The 18,910-nt window shown below is 69.0% G+C and carries 17 protein-coding genes and 1 tRNA gene; 9 read left to right on the top strand and 9 right to left on the bottom strand.

Annotated elements, in window-relative coordinates; all coding sequences use genetic code 11:
• Positions 1–97: 97 nt before the first annotated feature.
• The 3 genes from hslV to OXQ95_RS09355 all read right to left on the bottom strand — a co-directional run bounded on the left by hslV (position 98) and on the right by OXQ95_RS09355 (position 1,578).
• Entirely contained in the window at positions 98–661 is a 564-nt protein-coding gene (hslV, locus tag OXQ95_RS09365; RefSeq protein WP_267381315.1) for an ATP-dependent protease subunit HslV, read from the bottom strand.
• A gap of 42 nt (positions 662–703) precedes the next feature.
• Positions 704–970 (bottom strand): 3TM-type holin, encoded by a 267-nt coding sequence (locus OXQ95_RS09360; protein WP_267381314.1) that lies wholly within the window; start codon positions 968–970, stop codon positions 704–706.
• A gap of 68 nt (positions 971–1,038) precedes the next feature.
• Entirely contained in the window at positions 1,039–1,578 is a 540-nt protein-coding gene (locus OXQ95_RS09355; protein ID WP_267381313.1) for an N-acetylmuramidase, read from the bottom strand.
• Positions 1,579–1,714: 136 nt separating this feature from the next.
• Here OXQ95_RS09355 and OXQ95_RS09350 point away from each other — a divergent pair, with 136 nt between their 5' ends.
• Together OXQ95_RS09350 and OXQ95_RS09345 are read left to right on the top strand one after the other, a co-directional pair.
• Positions 1,715–2,482 (top strand): SDR family oxidoreductase, encoded by a 768-nt coding sequence (locus tag OXQ95_RS09350; RefSeq protein ID WP_267381312.1) that lies wholly within the window; start codon positions 1,715–1,717, stop codon positions 2,480–2,482.
• A complete protein-coding gene (locus tag OXQ95_RS09345; protein ID WP_267381311.1) occupies positions 2,479–3,375 on the top strand; it encodes a glycosidase in 897 nt (298 codons plus the stop codon). The genes OXQ95_RS09350 and OXQ95_RS09345 overlap by 4 nt, the downstream gene beginning before the upstream one ends.
• Before the next feature lie 295 nt (positions 3,376–3,670).
• Here the strand turns inward: OXQ95_RS09345 and OXQ95_RS09340 are convergent, their stop codons facing one another.
• Complete coding sequence (locus OXQ95_RS09340; protein WP_242098199.1) at positions 3,671–5,107, bottom strand: glycosyltransferase; 1,437 nt, start codon at positions 5,105–5,107, stop codon at positions 3,671–3,673.
• 83 nt (positions 5,108–5,190) lie between these two features.
• Between OXQ95_RS09340 and OXQ95_RS09335 the strand changes: the two genes are divergently transcribed.
• Complete coding sequence (locus tag OXQ95_RS09335) at positions 5,191–5,766, top strand: cytochrome b (RefSeq protein WP_242098198.1); 576 nt, start codon at positions 5,191–5,193, stop codon at positions 5,764–5,766.
• Positions 5,763–8,618 (top strand): M16 family metallopeptidase, encoded by a 2,856-nt coding sequence (locus OXQ95_RS09330; RefSeq protein ID WP_267381310.1) that lies wholly within the window; start codon positions 5,763–5,765, stop codon positions 8,616–8,618. The genes OXQ95_RS09335 and OXQ95_RS09330 overlap by 4 nt, the downstream gene beginning before the upstream one ends.
• Positions 8,619–8,670: 52 nt before the next feature.
• Here the strand turns inward: OXQ95_RS09330 and OXQ95_RS09325 are convergent, their stop codons facing one another.
• The 4 genes from OXQ95_RS09325 to OXQ95_RS09310 form a co-directional block, all read right to left on the bottom strand.
• A complete protein-coding gene (locus OXQ95_RS09325; protein ID WP_242098196.1) occupies positions 8,671–8,817 on the bottom strand; it encodes a lmo0937 family membrane protein in 147 nt (48 codons plus the stop codon).
• Positions 8,818–8,946: 129 nt separating this feature from the next.
• A complete protein-coding gene (locus tag OXQ95_RS09320; protein ID WP_267381309.1) occupies positions 8,947–10,407 on the bottom strand; it encodes an NAD-dependent succinate-semialdehyde dehydrogenase in 1,461 nt (486 codons plus the stop codon).
• 54 nt (positions 10,408–10,461) lie between these two features.
• Positions 10,462–10,866, bottom strand: coding sequence for a LysR family transcriptional regulator (locus tag OXQ95_RS09315; RefSeq protein ID WP_267381308.1), 405 nt, complete (start codon positions 10,864–10,866; stop codon positions 10,462–10,464).
• 57 nt (positions 10,867–10,923) lie between these two features.
• Positions 10,924–11,871, bottom strand: a complete 948-nt coding sequence (locus tag OXQ95_RS09310) for a peptidylprolyl isomerase (protein WP_267381307.1) — start codon at positions 11,869–11,871, stop codon at positions 10,924–10,926.
• A 92-nt stretch (positions 11,872–11,963) separates the two neighbouring features.
• Between OXQ95_RS09310 and OXQ95_RS09305 the strand changes: the two genes are divergently transcribed.
• The 5 genes from OXQ95_RS09305 (at position 11,964) to OXQ95_RS09285 (ending at position 18,083) form a co-directional block, all read left to right on the top strand.
• Positions 11,964–12,054, top strand: a tRNA-Ser gene (locus OXQ95_RS09305).
• A gap of 285 nt (positions 12,055–12,339) precedes the next feature.
• Positions 12,340–12,957 carry a hypothetical protein gene (locus OXQ95_RS09300; RefSeq protein WP_267381306.1) on the top strand — a complete coding sequence of 206 codons (618 nt, stop codon included), beginning with the start codon at positions 12,340–12,342 and terminating at the stop codon, positions 12,955–12,957.
• 1,583 nt (positions 12,958–14,540) lie between these two features.
• Entirely contained in the window at positions 14,541–15,797 is a 1,257-nt protein-coding gene (locus OXQ95_RS09295) for a CBASS cGAMP synthase (protein ID WP_267381305.1), read from the top strand.
• Positions 15,790–17,559: a ThiF family adenylyltransferase gene (locus OXQ95_RS09290; RefSeq protein WP_267381304.1), complete on the top strand. Its 1,770-nt coding sequence runs from the start codon at positions 15,790–15,792 to the stop codon at positions 17,557–17,559. The genes OXQ95_RS09295 and OXQ95_RS09290 overlap by 8 nt, the downstream gene beginning before the upstream one ends.
• Positions 17,556–18,083: a Mov34/MPN/PAD-1 family protein gene (locus OXQ95_RS09285; protein WP_267381303.1), complete on the top strand. Its 528-nt coding sequence runs from the start codon at positions 17,556–17,558 to the stop codon at positions 18,081–18,083. The genes OXQ95_RS09290 and OXQ95_RS09285 overlap by 4 nt, the downstream gene beginning before the upstream one ends.
• Here OXQ95_RS09285 and OXQ95_RS09280 read toward each other — a convergent pair.
• Positions 18,033–18,728 (bottom strand): hypothetical protein, encoded by a 696-nt coding sequence (locus tag OXQ95_RS09280; RefSeq protein WP_267381302.1) that lies wholly within the window; start codon positions 18,726–18,728, stop codon positions 18,033–18,035. The genes OXQ95_RS09285 and OXQ95_RS09280 overlap by 51 nt on opposite strands.
• Positions 18,729–18,910 lie beyond the last annotated feature (182 nt).

The following is an 18,910-nucleotide window of genomic DNA, read 5'->3' as shown; positions in this document are numbered from 1 at the left end:
TACCGTTCGTTTCGGGCGAGGTCGGGAAATCGCGGCAGGCGCTCCGCCCCGATGCATCGGCATCGACGGACGAAGGCCGCTGACCGGGGGAAAGATGTCAGGTCACGCTGTCCAGCGTTTCCACGGTCAGGCGGTCGTTGGTATAGACGCACACCTCGGCGGCGATCGCCATCGCCTTGCGGCAGATCGTCTCGGCCTCCGCCTCGTAATCGACCAGCGCGCGGGCGGCGGCGAGCGCGTAATTGCCGCCCGAGCCGATCGCCGCCACGCCCGCCTCGGGCTCCAGCACGTCGCCATTGCCGGTCAGGATCAGCGTCACGTCCTTGTCGGCGACGATCATCATCGCCTCCAGGTTGCGCAGATATTTGTCGGTGCGCCAATCCTTGGCCAGCTCGACCGCGGCGCGCAGCAACTGGCCGCGATGCTGTTCCAGCTTGCGCTCCAGCCGCTCGAACAGCGTGAACGCGTCCGCGGTCGCGCCGGCGAAACCGCCGATCACGCTGCCGTCGCCGAGCCGCCGCACCTTGCGCGCATTGGGCTTCATCACCGTCTGGCCCATCGAGACCTGGCCGTCGCCGATCACGACGACCTTGCCGCCGCGCCGGACCGACAGGATGGTGGTGCCGTGCCAGACGGGCGCGGCATGGTTGTTCTCACTCATGCCCCGCGATGTAGGACGCGCCCGCCGCCGTGCAACACCGCGTCACTTCTCGGCGCCCACCGCCTTCCCCCAGGTCCGCGCCACGGTATAGCCGAGATAGCCGGTGCCGAAGAGCGCATAGAGCGGCTCTGGGATCGCCGCCCAATAGGCCGCCATGCCGCGCGCGATCGCCGTGGCCATGGCGGGACGCACCGCGGCGACGAGCCCCATCGGGATCGCCCAGAGCAGCAGCGCGTACATCACGTAGAGAAAGCTCGGCCGCGCGCGGCGGGTCCAGCGATCGGTGTCGGCGGGGTCGGTATCGTCCATCGTCGGACCTTTCGGACAGGGGTGAAGTGGAGGAAGTGGAGGAAGTGGAGGAAGTGGAGGCAGGATCGCTATCCCATCCGGTTCGCGAGCCAGCCATAGAGGAACGCCTCGTCCGCCGGCCGCTGCTCGGCGAGCGACACGTAGCGCGCGCCCTTCAGCGCCTCGACCGCCTTGCCGAGCACCGCCGCCCCGCCCGTGCCGCGATGCGCGAGAAAGCCGTCGAGCGCCGCCAGCGTCGCTGGCCCCAGTTGGCCGTCGGGTGCGACGTCGGGATAGTCCGCCGCGCCCCGGTTGAGCGCGTTCAGCGCACGTTGCAGGAAGCCGATCGCGACGGCCACGCCCATGTTGACCGCCGTGTCGAACAGCGTCACCGCCAGATCGGGCGCGCGCGTCGCCACCCGGTCCAGACCCGGCCGCGACCAATAGAACGTCCGGTAGATCGCCACCGCGGTCTCGCGCGGCAGCACGCGCAGGTCGCCGGCATAGCCGCAGGCCCGCGCGGTCGCCTGGGTGATGCCGAACCGGGTCGCGCCGCCCCGGTCGCGCGGGTTGTTCCCATAACCGCCCTCACGCGCGATGATCGCGTCGATCGCCTGATTCACGTCCATGGCCTGTCTCCTACAAAAAACCGGTCATGATGAACCATATCGGTTCGCTGTAGGACAGGGTGAATTATCCGTCATCCGGCACCGCCCACGAAACCGCGCCGCGCGCGGATCGTTACGATGGTCAAACGAGGAGATGATGATGGCTGGCAGGTGCGTGGTGGTGACGGGGGCGGAATCGGGGATCGGCGCGGGATGTGCGACCGCCTTCGGTGCGGCGCAGGACGATGTCGCGGTGCTCTACCATTCGGACGACAAGGCTGCCGACGTCACCGCGGATGCGGTCCGCGCCGGTGGCGGCCGCGCGATCACGGTGCAGGCGGACGTGAACGACGAACATTCGGTCGAGCAGGCCTTCACCGTGGTGGAACAGGCGTTCGGCCCGGCCTCGGTGCTGGTCAATTCCGCCGGGCTGAACATGGCGGGCGTGAAGGTGCGCGACATGACGCTCGCCCAGTGGCAGCGGATGCTCGACACCGACCTGACCGGCGCGTTCCTCACCTCGCGCCGCTTCATCACCGCGCGCAAGCCCGATGTCGCGGGTTCGATCATCCACATCTCGTCGATCCACGCCTATGCGGTGCGCTCGGGCGGGGCGGATTATTGCGCGGCCAAGGGCGGCCTCACCAACCTCGTCGAGACGATGGCGATCGAGGAGGCGCCGAACGGCGTGCGCGTCAACGCGATCGAGCCGGGCATGATCCTGACGCCGATGAACGAACGCGCGATGACCGACGCCGCCTATCGCCAGTCGCTGGAGGCGAACATCCCGATGAAGCGCGCCGGCACCCCGGCCGAGGTCGCCGCGCTGGCGGTGTGGCTGTCGTCGGACCAGGCGACCTACATCACCGGCGCGCGCATCGTGATCGATGGCGGCCTGTCGCTGATGCAGGCGCTGGGCGCATGAGCGTCGATTTCAACGCCGAGGCGATCGAGCCCGTCACGCTGCTCGGGCCGCCCGCGCTTCTGGAGCGCGATCACATGAGCCCGTTCGTCTGGGCCGAACCCGACGGGCGGCTCGGCATCATGGTGCGCGCGGTGCCCTCGGCCACGATGGCGCGCACCGACACGGGCGTGATCTGGGCGGGCTGGAGCCAAGACGGCCGCACCTTCCAGATGGACGACGCGCCGTGCATCGTGCCCGGCCCCGAGCCGGTGGACATCGGCGGCGTCGAGGATCCGACCGTGCTGCGCCGCGAAGACGGCTCCTATGCGGTGCTCTACACCGCGGTGACCGCCGACATGGCGCATGGCGAATTGTCGCGCGCCGAGGGGCCGGACATCCATTCGTTGACGAAGACCGGCGTGGCGCTCGCCTCCAGCGATTCGGAGGGCAACACCAAGGAAGCGACGCTGGCGCAGGCGTCGGACGGATCGTGGCGGCTGTTCTACGAATATGCCGCGGACGAGGCGTCGCGCGTCGGCATGGCGACGGGCGCGGGCGTCGGCGAGGCGTGGACCGAGCAGACGCCGCCGTTCCAGCCGCGCGCGGATTCGTGGGACGACTGGCATCTGTCGACCGGGCCGATGCTGATGAGCGATCCCGAGATGCCGGTGATGTTCTACAATGGCGCGACGCGTGACGCGCGCTGGCGGATCGGCTGGGTGGCGTTCGACCGGGACATCACCAAGGTGGTGGCGCGCGGGCTGCAACCGCTCATCACCCCGCCGCCCGCCGCCGATCGCGGCGCCACCGACATCGCCTTTGCGGCCTCGGCGATCGTCACCGACGGGACGACCTGGCTCTATTATTCGCTGGAGGACCGCAAGCTGGCGCGGGCTTCGGTGCGGCGGAGCTGACGCGGGCGGTGCGGGTTGCGGGGTGTTCGCGCGAAGACGCCAAGAGGTTAAGTTTGGAAACCTTCCCCTACTCCGTTCGCCCTGAGCTTGTCGAAGGGCCTGTCTCGCACACGCACGTGAGACTGCGGAGAAGGTGCTTCGACAAGCTCAGCACGAACGGCCTGAGGGGTCATCATGCTCCAAGATGATGTGACGACCCCCATGCCGCGTTCCCTCTTCGCGTCTTAGCGTCTTAGCGCGAAAACCCCTCCGCCGTCCGGCACCCCATCGTAGCGGCTCCGCGCGACAACCAAGGTCACGCTCCTTCGCCCGCGATCGCGGTGCGCCGCTGCACGCCCCACCCGCCGCGGCCCGTCAGGAACGCGTGCCAGCCCCACACCGCGCCGGCATGACGGAGCAGCTGGAAGCTGAACGGCTCCAGGATCGCGGCGATCAGTGCCGCGCCGATCCCCAGCCCCTCGCGCTGCCCGGTCCAGCGCTTGTAGATGCCGAGCGACCAGAGATGGAAGGTCAGGTCGACCGCGATCTTGGCGATCATCACCAGCAGGATCGGCAGCGCGATCGCGAAACGCCCCGTCACCACCAGCCCGATCAGGATCGCAAAGGCGGCAAGGCCATAGATGGGCTGGAGCGTGTCGAGCGTCTTCACCGGCATCATCGCGGTGCCGAGCGCGCCGAAGCGGCGATCGCCGACCATGTCGCGGTTCCAGTGCTGCGTCTGGAGGAACCCGCCGAACCAGCGGCGGCGCTGCTTCAGGAAGGCGGGGATGCTGGCGGGCGCATCGGTCCGCGCGAGCGCGCCGCCCACCACGCGCACGCGCCAGTCGAGCCGCGCCTCGGCCGCGTGGCGGTGCAGCCGGTGGATCAGCTCGTAATCCTCGACGAGGCAATCGGGATCGAACCCGCCGACCGCCACCACCGCGTCGCGCCGGAACGCGGCGAACGCGCCCGAGATCAGCAACAGGCAGCCGGGCTGTTCCCAGGCATGGCGCGACAGGAAGTTGCGGACATATTCGAAGCTCTGGAACCACTGGAACAACCGGCCCGACAGATGCGGCCCGCAGATCGGGGCGAGCACGCCGGTGGCGGCGACGAGTTCGGGTTCGGCGGCGAAGGCGGCGCGCATCGCGGCGATCGCGCCGGGCTCCAGCAGTGTGTCGGCATCCACCGTCAGCACGATCGCGGCGTCGGTGGCGAGCATCGCCGCGTTCAGCGCGCGCGCCTTGCCGCCATGGCGCAGCCGCAGCCAGACGAGGCTCGGCTCGGTGCCCCCGCGCATCGTCTCGCCATAGCGCGGGGTGGCGAGGCCATAGCGGCTGGCGAAGAGCTGCGGCGTGGCGTCGCTCGAACCGTCGTCGGCGATCAGGATGGTATCGGGCGCCTCCGCCTGACCCGCCAGCCGCGCGATCGTGGCGGCGAGCACGCCCGCCTCGTTATGCGCCGCCACGATGACCGCGAGCGTCGGCCGCACCGCCGCCGCCGAGGCGCGCGCCGGCAGGCCGTGGCGCAGCGGCGCGATCTTCACCGCGGTAAAGGCGAGCAGCGCGGTGTCGTAAAGGATATAGACGATGCCGATCGACCATACCGCCAACCCCTGGCGCAGGAACGCCTGCACGATCAGCGCGCAGAACAGGATCGGCCCCACCGCCCCGATCAACCGGCTGGCGAGCGGCACCGCGGGCGGCGAGTGGCGCGGGGATCGGGCGTGAAGCGTGGCGGCGAGGCTGGTCATCGGCGCGCTGTACCATTTCCTGCTGAACCCGGTATGGCTGGCCCTTAGCCGCCCCGGCCATGGGGCGCCAGCGAGGGGCAGCGATGACGGACGGACGCTACACACGGATCGCGATGCTGTTCCACTGGGTGATCGCAGCCGGGATCGTCGCCAACGTGACGCTCGCCTGGGTGTGGCCGTATCTCGGCGATTCGTCGGTGCGGCCGGCGATCGACACGCACAAGTCGATCGGCATCACGATCCTCGGCCTTGCGATCCTGCGCGTGCTGTGGCGGCTGACCCATGTGCCGCCCGCCTTTCCCACGCGCTATCAGGATTGGGAGCGACGCGTGTCGGGCATCGTGCACGGCGCGCTGTATCTGCTGATCTTCGTGATGCCGCTCAGCGGGTGGATCATGGATTCGGCCTATAAGGATGCCGCCACGCATCCGATGGCGCTGTTCGGGCTGGTGCCGTGGCCGCGGATCGGTGCGGTCATGGCGCTCGATCCCGCGACCAAGCTGCGCGTCCACGACCTGTTCGGCGCGACTCACTCCTATGCGGCATGGGCGCTCTATGCGCTGGTCGGGTTGCATGTCGCGGGGGCGCTGAAGCACCAGTTCGTCGATCGCCACCGCGAACTGCAGCGGATGTGGCCGGGGCGCGAGCCGATCCTGTGAGGCATCGGCGCTTCGCATTGCTGCTTGCCGGCGCCGCGCTTCCCGTCGGCGCGACCGCGCAGGCGCCGCCCGTCGCCGGCCCGGCGCCGGTGGTCGCCGCGCCCGCCGCATCGTGGCAGTCCGCCGGCAGCGACATTCCCGCCGATCCGGCGTGGCGCACCGGCACGCTCGCCAACGGGCTGCGCTATGCGGTGCGGCGCGGCACCACGCCGCCGGGCAGCGTCTCGGTGCGGGTGCGGATCGATGCCGGCGCGCTGATGGAACGCGATGCGCAACAAGGCTGGACGCACCTGCTGGAGCATATGGTGTTCCGCGGCACCGGCCATTATCCCGATGGCGAGGGCATCCGGCTGTGGCAACGGCTGGGGGCAAGCTTCGGCAGCGATACCAACGCCTTCACCACGCTTGGCGCGACCACCTATTTCCTCGATCTGCCGAAGGCCGATGCGCGCTCCTACGGCCGGGCGATGGACGTGCTGGCCGAGATGATGCGCAGCGCCACGATCGATCCCGCGCTGCTCGCGACCGAACGGCGCGTCGTGCTCGCCGAACTGGCGCAGCGCAAACCGCCGCTCGCCATGAAGATCGAGGCGGCGAGCCAGCCCTTGCTCTTCGCCGGCACCAAGGCAGCGACGCGCGACGTGGGCGGCACCGCGGCCACGCTCGGCGGCGCCACCGCGCCCGCGCTCAAGGCCTTTTATCGCACCTGGTATCGGCCGTCGCGCGCGGTGGTCGTGGTGGTGGGCGATGCCGATCCCGCATTGCTCGAACAGGGCGTGCGCGACGCGTTCGGCGGCTGGGCCGCCGCCGGACCGCCGCCTGCCGAGCCCGATTATGGATCGCCCATAAAACCGCCCGCGCCCGCCGCCCTGGTGTCCGATCCCCAGGCGCCCAACAGCGCCGCGATCGTCTATGTGACGCCGCATGACGCCCGGCCCTGGACGGTCGCGCGCCAGCAGCGCCAATATCTCGACGCGGTGGCAGCGGGCGTGATCCGCCAGCGCCTGGGCGCCGCGGCGCAGAGCGGCGGTGCGCTGATCGGCGCGTCGGTCGGCCTGTCGAGCCGGTCGCATGTCGAGGATCAGCTCGGCATCGCGATCACGCCGCGGCCCGGGGCGTGGAAGGCGGCGCTCGACGAGACGATGGGCGTGCTCAACACGCTGGCCGCCAGCCCGCCCGATCCGGCCGAGATCAACCAGCAGGCGATCTCGCTGATGGGCGTGCTGAACCAGTTGGTCGCGACCGCGCCGACCATCGGTTCGGCCGCGCTCGCCACCGGCTTCGTGAACGACGTGGATGCCGGCGACGTGAGCGGCCCGCGCAGCTTCTACCGCGACCTGTTCGCGGCCGAGCGCCGCACGCTCACCCCGGATGTGGTGGGCGCGGCGATCCGCCGGCTGCTCGCGCCCGATCCGCGGCTGCTGCTCCTGTCCTCCACGCCGGTAACGGGCGGAACCGCGACGGTGGTGCAAGCGCTGGCCGCCGCGCGCGCGGTGGGGCCGGTCGCGGCCGAACGGCTGCGCCCGGTGTCGCTCGACGATCTCGTCCTCACCGGCACGCCCGCGACCGTCGTTTCGTCCACCATGATCGCCGATCTGGGCATCGAACGCGTCCGCTTCAGCAACGGCGTGACGCTCGACATGAAGAAGACCGCGTTCGAGAAGGACCGGATCCGGCTCGACGTGCGCGTCGGCCACGGGTTGCTCAGCGATCGCCCCGGCGACCCCGGCCTGTTCTGGACGGCGCCGGCGCTGCTGGCCGGCGGGATCGGGCCGTTCAGCGCGGACGAACTCGCGCGCGCCACGGCGGGGCATCAGGTGGGGTTCGGGGTCCAGCCCACCGCCGACGCGCTGCTGCTGTCGGGACCGACGCAGCGCAGCGAGCTGCGCCAGGCGCTGAAGCTGGTCGCCGGGTTCCTCACCCAGCCCCGGTTCCGCGCCAATCCGGTCGAGCGGCTGAAGGATGGGCTGACCGCAAGCTACCAGACCGCGTACAGCCAGCCGGCGAGCGTCTTCGGTGCGTTCGGCACCGCCGATCTCTATGGCGGCGACGCGCGCTTCCGCGGCCTGCCGTCGCCCGCCGAGATCGCGGCGCTCGACCTGCCCGCGTTCGAACGATTCTGGACGGGCGCGTTGGCGCAAGGGCCGATCCGGGTGAGCGCGGTCGGCGATCTGGACCGCGACGCGCTGGTGGCCGCGGTGGGCGCGACGCTCGGGCGGCTGCCGCCGCGCACCGACGTGCCGCTCCCCGGTCCCGCGATCGTGGCCAAGGCGCCGCCGGGCGCACCAATCGTCCTTCGCCACCGCGGCGCGGCGGATCAGGCGTTCGTCGCGCGCGCCTGGCCCACCGCCGGGTTCCTCGACGACGTGCCGACCGCCCGCGCGCTCGATCTGACCGCCACGATCGTCCAGACGCGGTTGACCGAGGAATTTCGCGAGCAGCAGGGCGGCACCTATTCACCCTTCGTCACCCATTCGCAGCCGCCGGCGCTCGCGCATTATGGCATGATGATCGCGGGCGCGCAGCTTCAGGTCGGCCGGATCGCGGATTTCGAGGCGGCGCTGGCGCGGATCCTGACCGACATCGCCGTGCATGGCCCCGGCGCCGACCAGATGGCACGCGCAAAGGCGACCAGCGTCAGCGCTGCGGAACGGGCGATGACCGACAATGCGCGGTGGCAGGCGGTGTTGCGCGGCGATCTGGACGATCCCGCACGGCTGGCGGCGATCCGCGGCTACGTCTCGTCCCGCGCGGCGGTGACCGCGGCGCAGGTCCAGGCGGCGGTGGCGCGCTATCTGGTGCCGCTGCGCAGGAGCTTCACAATCCGGGTGCTGCCCCAGAGCGCGAAATAGGGCGCGGGCGGCGTTCCCCGACGGACCGGATGCCCGTCGGGGAACAGGCGCGTCAGACCCCGCGACGCCCGGTGATGAACTGGAAGATCACCACGACCACCGCGATCACCAGCAGGATGTGGATCAGGCCACCGGCGACGTGGAACGCGAAGCCCAGCAGCCAGAGGATCAGCAGGATAACGGCAATGGTCCAAAGCATCGGATTGCTCCCCTTTTACGCCGGGCGACCGCGCCGGGCTCTCGGAACAAACGCCAGCGATGCGGACACGTTCCGCAGGTGACACGATAGCGTCACATCGGCGCGGACGATCCCGGCGCGGCGCGGCGCTCACATCATGTGGATCGTCTTCGTGACGAGATGCGCGGCGACGCCCTCGGGCCCGTCCTCCGAACCATGGCCCGAATCCTTCACGCCGCCGAACGGGCTGTCGGGCCAGCTCAACCGCACCGAGTTGATCGCCACCATGCCCGCCTCGATCGAATCGCCGAGCAGGTTCTGCCGCCGGCCATTCTCGGTAAAGCAATAGGCGGCCAGGCCGAAGGGCAGCCGGTTGGCCTGTTCGATCGCGTCGTCCACGGTGGCGAAGGGGCGCAGCAGCGCGATCGGGCCGAACGGCTCCTCGTTCATCGCCAGCGCCTCCAGCGGCACGTCGGCCAGCACGGTGGGCGAGAAGAAGAAGCCGCCCTCGCTCCCGTTCTCATGCCCGTTTCCGCCCCTGTCCGTCTCGCCACCGGCCAGCACGCGCGCGCCATGCCCGCGCGCATCGGCCACCATCGCCGCGATCGCCTCGGGCCGGCGCGGATTGGCCATCGGGCCCATCTGCGTCTCCGCGCGCAAGCCGTCGCCGACGCGCAGCCGCTTCGCCCGCTCGGCAAAGCCTTGCGCGAAAGCGTCGTAGATCCCCTCCTGCACATGGAAGCGCGTGGGCGCGACGCACACCTGCCCGGCGTTGCGAAATTTGTGCGCGACGAGCGTGTCGAGCGTCTTCTCCAGATCGCAATCGTCGAACACCAGCACGGGCCCGTGCCCGCCCAGCTCCATCGTCGTCGCCATCATCGTATCCGCGGCCATCTTCGCCAGATGCTTGCCGACCGGAACCGATCCGGTGAAGCTCAGCTTGCGCGTCACCGGCGAGGCGAGCAGCCGGCGCGACACCATGTCCGGCACGCCGAACACGCATTGCGCGACGTCGCCCGGCAGCCCCGCATCCTGGAAGCAGCGCAGCACCTCGACCGCGGAACCCGCCGTCTCCTCGCTCGGCTTGATGACGATCGAACAGCCTGCCGCGAGCGCCGGCGCGATCTTGCGCACCACGTTCATGATCGGAAAGTTCCATGCGCAGAACGCCGCCACCGGGCCGACCGGCTGGTGCAGCACCAGGCTGCGCGTGCCCGCCGGCCGCTGCAGCACGCGGCCATAGATGCGCTGCGCCTCGCCCGCGTGAAATTCGAGCAACTGCGCCGCGAACGCCACCTCGCCCTTCGCCTCGGCGAGGATCTTGCCCTGCTCCAGCGTCGCGATCCGCGCCAGCCGGTCGCCGCGCTCGCGCAGCAGTTGCGCGGTGCGGATCAGCACCGCCGCGCGCGCGTCGGGCGCGGTCGCGCGCCAGGCGCGAAAGCCGCGGTCCGCCGCCGCCAGCGCCGCATCCAGATCCGCCGCATTTGCCAGCGGCAGATCGGCGAGCGTCTCGCCGGTCGCGGGATTGCGCACGGGCTGAGTCTCGCGGCCCTCCGCGCCCAGCCATTGGCCCGCGATATAGAGGCCGAGCCTCGCATCATATGCCGTCATGATATCCTCCGGTCGCCCCTTCGCCGCGCCTCATAGCCGCTGCGGGGCGCCGCGTCAGGCGGGATCGGCGCGCGGCGCTTCCGCCTCCGCATCGGCGTGGCGGTCGCCGGCCGGGATCATCGCCAGCAGCCAGTCGAGCCCCTCGCCCGCCGCCGCCGCCAGCATCTGCGCCTCGACCGCGCGGTACGTCTCGAGCAGCCGCCGGCCGAACGGGGTGAGCCGCGCGCCGCGCTTCGATCCCTCGCCGTCGCGCGTCTCCACCACGCGCTCCATCCAGTCATGGTTGAGACTGTCGACCAGCAGCCAGATCCGGCGATAGCTCATGCCCAGATCGCGCCCCGCCGCCGAGATCGAGCCGGTGTGCGCGATCGCCTCCAGCACCATCGCCTTGCCGGGCCCGATCGCGGGCGCGGCGCCGCGCAGGATCTGGACGTTCAGCTTCAGCGGCCCGGCGATCATGGCGCGACCGCCAGGAACGGGGCACGGGCGCACCGCATGGTCGCCCGCCCCGCGCGCTCAGCCGGCGGGCGCATGGCGCACCGCGAGCGGCACGTCGCACACGTCGACGCCGCCCAGCCCCACCATCGGCGGCTTCGGGTTCGCGCGCGCGGCGATCATCGCGGCGAAGCGCGCGTTGTCGGCGGCGCGGTACTGGAAATGCGGCCGCTCGGCCGCCGGCATGTCGCTCGCGAGCCGCACCGACAGGATCGGCAGCCGCTCGGCGGCGCTGGCGTACATGCCCAGCGGCGCGTCGCTGCGCGGCAGGCCGGAGAGCCATTGCGCGCCCTCGATCACGCGACCGACGATCGTGTAGTTGCGATCGAGCCGCCGCGCCGAACCGCCGATCGGCATGAACAGCTCGGCGCCCGTCCCCGTATCGGGCGACGTGTCGCGCGCCACGCCCACCGTGCCATAGCAATGCGGCATCCACACCGTGCCCCGGCCGTCGGTGGCGATCGGCCAGCCATCCGCGGTGATCCCGCTGGCCGCCGCATAGGCGTCGCCGCGCGCCAGCCGCTGCGCCGGCGCGAACGCCGCCGCCGCGTCATATTCGGCCGCGGGCCGCGCGGCGACGCCGGCGGGCATCGGCTTGGCCTCGCTCTGGTCGCCCCACTGCGTCACCCAGTTTTCCTGCACGCGGTACACGCTCAGCCCGTCCCACCAGCGCGCCTTCGCCAGCGCGCGGACATTGGCGACATGCGCCGGCGCCTGCCGCGGCGCCAATCGGATCGCCACGCTGCGGTTCCCCGCCAGCGTCATCATCAGCAGTTCGTCATCGGGGATCGCCACCCAATCCGCCCCCACCGGATCGGCGGGCGTCGCGGCGGCGACCGGGGGCGTCTGGACGGGCGGCGGGGCGGGTGCGGCCGCGGCGGTGATGGCCGTGACGGCCGCCGTCGCGCCACCGATGGCGGCGGCGGCGGTGACGACCGCGGCGGCGGCGAGCAGGCGGGGATGGATCATCCGCGCAACCTGCCCCACCCACGCCCCCCAAGCAACCGCTTGCGCCCGGCGACCGCCCGCTCTAGGTGCGCCCCTTCCGGGCATGACAATGCGGAGCGGTGGCCGAGTGGTCGAAGGCGCTCGCCTGGAAAGTGAGTATACGCCAAAAGCGTATCGAGGGTTCGAATCCCTCCCGCTCCGCCATTCATTTAGCTTAAGCGATTAATTTTGCTCGACTTTCTTGGCTAGACTGAAATGCTATCCCTCAGATTATCCCTCGGGCATGGTGAGTTAGTGGCGATCAAAGGCGAACACAGCCGTACGATACAGCCTCAAAAAGCATAGGTGGTGCCTCACACCGCCGGTGCGAAGCGGACCACCGTTTCTGCGATGCGACAAATTTCGCCTGTTTTTGGTGGAAAGCCGACCGTCCGCTTTGTGATACGGAATGTGGATTGCGGACGCTCGTTGGTAGCGTAGGTTGCCTGAATGAGCGACCAAGTGATGCTGACGTCGATCGACGGGCGGATGCTGGCCGAGGCATTTCCCTCTGAATATCAGTCTGCGGCAATGTTGGCGGGCAATGCTGCGGCTTGCCTGCTTACGAAACGGCAGTGGACCGAGCGGTTTCCTGTCCAGGTTGGGGCTCAACGTGTTCTCATCCCGGCACGGTTACATTTCACAGCCGATCGACTTTCTCTGACGGAGAGTGAAGAGGCGTGGCCTTTCGCTCGTGCTTTGCAGACACGCAGCAATGATGGGTTTGAGCGCCAGCGTGCCGCCCGTGATTTGCTCGCAGATTTGCAGCCTTGGGGTGCCCCCTTCATCGTGGCGCTTATCGGAGAGTATGTCGTTGAGATTTTGGACGACATATTGGCGGCGCTGACGCCTGATCTAGCGCGCACCCTTGGAGCTTTCGTCATCGGCAACCAAGCCTATTGGAATACGACCAAGCGACGGGTCACAAGCTACTGGAACGTCTACTATCGGGCGAGATGGCTTAACGAGCACGGGCGCGCGGAGCGACGCGATGAGTTCGTCGGGTTCAGATTGCTACAGCAGCTGGAAACGGCCAGTTTCCGCGCCGCGCCGACGGCCAACGAATGACCACAGCTTGACGGAAGCGGCTATGATCCGGCCACAGGCAGGTCGACCTTCACGGCGTGCGTCTGGATCGGCGTTACCAAGAACACCACTGAGCTCAGCAGGCCAATAATGCCCCACCCATACCTCCGCGCGCGGAGGTCGATGACCGCCTTCGCTACGCAATAGATGCCGGCCGCCAGGGCCGCGATGTTCCAAAGAAGCAGTGTCCACATGGCGAGAAGCTATGTCGCGCCGCTCGTATCGGCAATGTCCGGTTTCGGGCAGCTCGGATTGCCGCCCGAATGGCGGAAACTGGGCGTTTGCGGAACGGCAGCTTGCGGCGTCCGCTTCCCCGATCGCGAACGGCGTGACGTGGTGGAGAGCGGAAGGACGGCTTTTCGGCTGCATGTGCCGGTTAGCCGTCGCTCCCGCGATTGCGCCCGAAGTTGCTGCCAACGAATTGGACGACCAACCCGGCCGTTCCACAGAAGGCAACCACAACAAGCAAATTGATGAGCTTCATCCAGCCCCAACTTATCGCACACGGCGGCCCGATATGCATGTCGCAAGATCGCTCGCCCAACAGCATCAAGATCAGCAGCGGCACGCCAAAAAATGCGAATAGCAGGGATGAAACAGCGCAGCCTGAAAAGCCTGGACGTCGGTATGCCATTACCTAGCCTGGCCCGTGCGCAGCGTCTTGGCAACGTCCGGTTTTGGGAACGGCAAGATCGACACATGACGGCAATAATTGAGCGTTAGCTGCCGATCGGCCAGGCCGGGTACCGGCGACGGCCGATGCGGGTACCTGACGATCTAAACGCGCTGGAACTCTGCCGCCAAGGCGGAGGTGATCTCCGCAGGGACGGCTTGAAGAAGGCTGTTTCCCTTGTCATATCTCGTTCATGATCATATTCCTTCTTCTCCTCGCTATGCAGTTCGGAGCCGACGAAGACGCCGTTCGGGGTGCCACGTCGGTAGGCGACCAACTGAGCGCCGGTCCATCTTTCCGGCGGGAGGGGCACACGTCTGTCGAATTCGCAATAGGAGCATCGCTTCAGGCTTGGCTAAATGCTTCCGTTGCCGTCGAACGTGTTGCAAAGCACACCAACGATCCCGCTCAAATAGCAGCCATTTGCTCACAGGAAGCTGACGATTTCCAGACTTTAGGGATCTATGCTTCCGGAGTTAACCCGTCCGTTGCTGTTATGCAGGCAGGCCTGCCGTCGCGCGTTGCCTCTGATTGGTACCGCCGTCGGCGGGGCAAACCGAAAGAGTGTAATTGATTGCCTAAACTGGCATCTTCCTCTTGGCGCTCTGATCCTAGCTGACTAAGAACACGTTCAGGAAGGGGCGCTGCGGGCTGCGGTAGCTGGTCGACCTGTGGACGCCGAAATTTCACGGGCGAGGCAGAGGTCCTCTCCGCCGCGGCCGACGCGATCGGGAATGTCGCATTCTGGTGGTGAGCAGCCAGGCCGCTTTGGGGCGAGATCCGCTGCGAATGCTCGTTCGTTCATGCGGCTGGGCGCCCTGCGCTGGCGCTTGTGTGCTGGCGATCCCTCCCCATCTCCTGGTTAACAGGGATCAAGCGAACGGGGCCGAACATGACGATCAACGCGCACAGGGCTTTCCACCGCGACGGGGCCGAGGACAGCTGGCTGCGATCGCTCACCGTCGACCCCCCGCGCGTGGCGCAGCTTCGCGCCGCCCGCGATGAGATCCGCGAGACCCTGAAGGCGGGCTTCGCCGACTGGAACGACCATCTCGATCAGCGTGCGCTGTTCGAGGACGCCGCCCTTGAGGCGTTCGAGGCCGAGCGCCCACTCCGTCCCAAGTTCCGGATGCAGGGCAGCTTCTCCTACGACACGTTGAACCGCGCTACGCAGCAGCCGCCCCAGCAGATCGACCTCGACGACGGCGTCTTCCTTCCCACCTCGTTCTTGACCCGCGACGGCGAGGTCCATCCCGCTCTCGTCAGCAGCGCCTACTTCGACATCGTCGAACGCATCCTGCTCCCCCTGCGCCGGGCGCGCGGATGGGATACCGAGCAGATGCGCTCTTGCGTGCGGGTTCTGCTCGGTGACGACGCGCACGTCGACCTCGCCCTCTACGCGATACCCGACGGGGAGTTCAGGGTCTTGGTCGAGAAGGCCGACGCCCGACGCGGCGGCGCCGGGCTGGAGGCGCGCGACTCGGGCATGGCGCTCGACGAGCAGGCTCGGTTCGAGCGCGACGTCTATCCCGAATTGCCTGCCGACCGCATCATGCTAGCGCACCGCGAGACCGGATGGCAGCCATCCGATCCGCGCAAGCTCGAGGATTGGTTCCGAGCGGCCATCGCCCGTCACGGTTATCAGCTGCGCCGCGTCTGCCGCTACCTCAAGGCTTGGCGGGACCATCGCTGGGACTGCGGTGGCCCGAGCTCGATCGCGCTGATGTCCTGCGTCGTGGCGGCGTTCGACGCGGGGATCGTCGGCGACGACGACGCGAGGGACGATCTCGCGCTGCTGCGGGTCGCCGAGGATCTCCCGGGGCGGCTCGAAGGCCGGCTCGCGAACCCCGTCGTCGTCGACCAGTGGCTCGACGACGGCTGGTCCGCCCATGCCCGCCGGGAATTCGTCGACGCCGCCCGCGTTCTAGGGCGTGCTGTGCGCGCGGCGCTTGGAGGGACCTCGCCGAGCGTGGCCCGCGACCGGCTCTGCACCGAACTCGGCCCCTATATGCCGCAGGACGAGGACCTCTACGTGGTCGATCTCGGCGGGGCGCCGGCGGTTCTATCGACCGGGATGCTCAAGGAAATTGCCGAGGACGGCGGTCGGCGCGAGGCGGTGAAGGTGGGCGGCGACACGAGATATGGCTGAACCGAAGCCGCTCGGCGTCGACCGGGCGGCGGCAGTCGGAGAGATCGGCGACTGGCTCGTCTCGCGCCTCGGCGCCATGGCGATCGCGCCGCCGATCGCCGCCGGCGCCGAGACATCGGACTTCACCGATGCTTGGCGCCTCCCAGCGATGGCGACATTGCGCGACCCGGTGACCCTCGACGTCCTAGTCGACGCCGACTTCCCCCATACGTCACCCCGTATCCGCTGGTTCGACGCGCCGCCGTTCCCGAGCATTCCGCACGTCGAGCGCGACGGCCTACTCTGCCTGGTTCCCGGGGAGGGCGAGGTCGACCCGGCAATGCCGATCGACGTCCTCCGCGGCCTTCTCGTGGACGCGGCCGATCTGCTGGAAGCGGGATTGTCCGGGGCGAACGCGGACGACTTCCTGACGGAGTTCCTGTCCTACTGGAACCCATCGGCCGACGGGCCGGTCTTCACGAGCATCGTCGATCCCTGCGGCCCGTCCCGCCCGATCGTCGTCTGGCGGGGCACCAGCATGGTCGTCGTGGCCGAGGACGCACAGGCGCTGCGGCAGTGGCTGGCGAGACGCATCGGGAAGACCGTGGTCGCGGACGTCACGATCCGTCAGGCGGCGCTCCTCTGGCTCGACGCCCCGCTCGCGCCCCCCGACTATCCGCGGTCACTTGACGACGTGCTCGCGATCGCTGCTGCGGCGGGCGGTGCCGCACCCGACTTGCTGCAAGGTCTGATGGCCCGCCCCGGCGAAATCGTCGCGATCTTTGGCGCGGACGTCACCGGCGGCGCGGTTCTCGCTGCGGCGACCGCGCGGGCCCTGCCGCCGCCGGGGTTCCAGGGCAGGCGCGGTCGCGGCCGCAGGGCGCCCGTAGCCGGTGTCCAGGACTGGAAGCGGAGCAGGGTCGAGCGTTCCGCGGTCTCGCGCGCCGACGCGTGGTGGGTCCATGGCCGCGACGCCAATCCGGACGTCACGGCCTTGAGGACGGCTACAGTCGGTATCGTCGGCTGCGGATCGCTCGGATCAACGACGGCGCGCCTGCTCGCCCAGGCGGGGGTGGGTCGACTGAGGCTCGTCGATCCAGAGACGCTGACGTGGGCGAACACTTGCCGGCACGCGCTCGGTGCGCGCGAAGTTGGCGGGAACAAGGCCGAGCGCCTCGCCCATCGGCTGCGCGGCGACTTCCCGGACACGCCGGTGGAGGCCTTTGCCTCGCGATGGCGGGCCTTGGCGGGTGCCGATCCCGCGGCGCTCGAAACGTGCGACCTCCTCGTGAGCACAATCGGCAGCTGGGGCCAGGAGGGCGGTCTCGACGCATGGTGCGAAGCCGACGGCCGCTCTATCCCGGTGGTCTACGGCTGGGGGGAGGCGTTCGGCGTGGGCGGGCACGCGGTGCTGATCGGTGCGGGATCGGGCCGGCTGGGGTTCGGTCTCGACCGCTTCGGCACGCCGTCGTTCCTCGTGGCGTCGTTCGACGGGGATACGCTTGCGCGGGAGCCGGCTTGCGGCTCCTTCTTCCAGCCCTACGGTGCCGGGGACATCGAGGCGGTCGCGGTCCTCGTGGCCAGCCTCGCGCTCGACGCGCTGCTCGAGCGGGCGGCGCCGGGCGCACACCGAATGCTGGCCGCCCCGCTTCGGCAGGTCGAACTCGCAGGCGGCCGCCTAACCGACGATTGGATTGCGCTTTCCGGCGGCAGGACCGGCGGCGGCAACGTCGAGGAGCGGACCTGGCCGGACGCGCCCGGCGACGCGGCCGGTGCGGATTGACGCTGGCGTTCCCCATAGGTCGATCGGGCCAGTTGGTAGAGCTGACTTCCGGCGTGCTGAACCATCTGGCGGCCCATCGTCAGACGCGCTGGTGGCAGCGCGAGGCGGGCGGACTGCTGTTCGCCGAGATCGCCGGCGGAGCGATCCGCGTCGTCGAGGCGACCGGGCCGGGAAGTGGCGATCGCCGGTCCCGCTTCTCCTTTGGAATGTCGCTCGCCCGCCAGCAGTCGCTGATCGACGAGCGGTTCGACAAAGGCCTCGACTACGTCGGGGAGTGGCATTCGCATCCCGAGCCGGTCCCATCGCCTTCCGGTCGCGACCACAGAACGATGGCGAGCAGGGTGGGGTTTTCGACCCACGGCTACAACGGTCTGCTGTTCGCGATCATCGGTACGGCCCCGCTTCCCGGAGGCCTGACGCTTCTGCTGCACGACGGCGAGCGCGCGCATCGGCTGACCGACGCGCCCTCGCTGTCACCGAGACGAGCGTGTGACCTCGATGAGACCCGCGGTGTTGAGACCTGAACGCCAACGCCGCCGAGTCCAGTATTCGCCGATCAGTGTAGGAGGCTTGCTCGATCCGTCCAGACGCACGGTGGCAGCCCCCACATGGGATCCCTCGTCGGTGTCGACCGGCTGCGGCGTGTCCTGCCGATACACGTAGTCGAGCCGCCAGGCGTCGCGATTCTCGTCGCGCGAGACGCGCACCGTGGTCGAATGCGATGAGCCGCCGGTCCGCCCGAGTTCGCCGGCGATGCGCAGGGCAAAGAGCGACGCCTTGATTGTCAGCTTAATGGACCCCTCCTCGAGCGGGACCGCCGCCAGCGAGGCGCGGTCGAGTACGACCGCTCCTTCCGCCGCCTGGAGCATTAGGTGGTGGACGGGCCAGTTCGACTTGGTCGTCCCAGTCCAGGTGCCATTGAGGTCGGGGAAGACGGCGTCCAGCGCCGGCAAGACCCGCCAGACGAGACGCCAGGGCGCCCACCATGCCGAGGGGCCGAATGCCGCCGCCATCACCAGCCCCCAATAGGTCAGCGACTTCTCGGTCAGCTCGAACCATCCGTGTAAATCGTCCGGCATGCCCGATACGCAGATAAGCGCCACGAGAACGACGGCGAATGGCCACAGCAGCAAATGTGCTAGGCGGTCCAACGGCAGGGCAGCATACACGGGTCAACCATACGCCCCGCGTGTAGTCCTTCGCAAGGCCGCCCCGTATGATACCCGTGGCTTAGGGCTGCGACCTGCTTACCGTCGTTAAGGGGAAAATACCGCGTTGATGTCGCTAGTAAGTCTCGAGATCTAGCGGCGTGGCTAATCTGCAGTCCACCGCATTTTAACGACCTGATCCA

It is taken from the genome of Sphingomonas sp. GC_Shp_6 (genome assembly GCF_026540835.1).
Lineage (GTDB): Bacteria > Pseudomonadota > Alphaproteobacteria > Sphingomonadales > Sphingomonadaceae > Sphingomonas.
The sequence above is the reverse complement of the archived record's forward strand: the minus strand, read 5'-3'. Positions and strand labels throughout refer to the sequence as shown.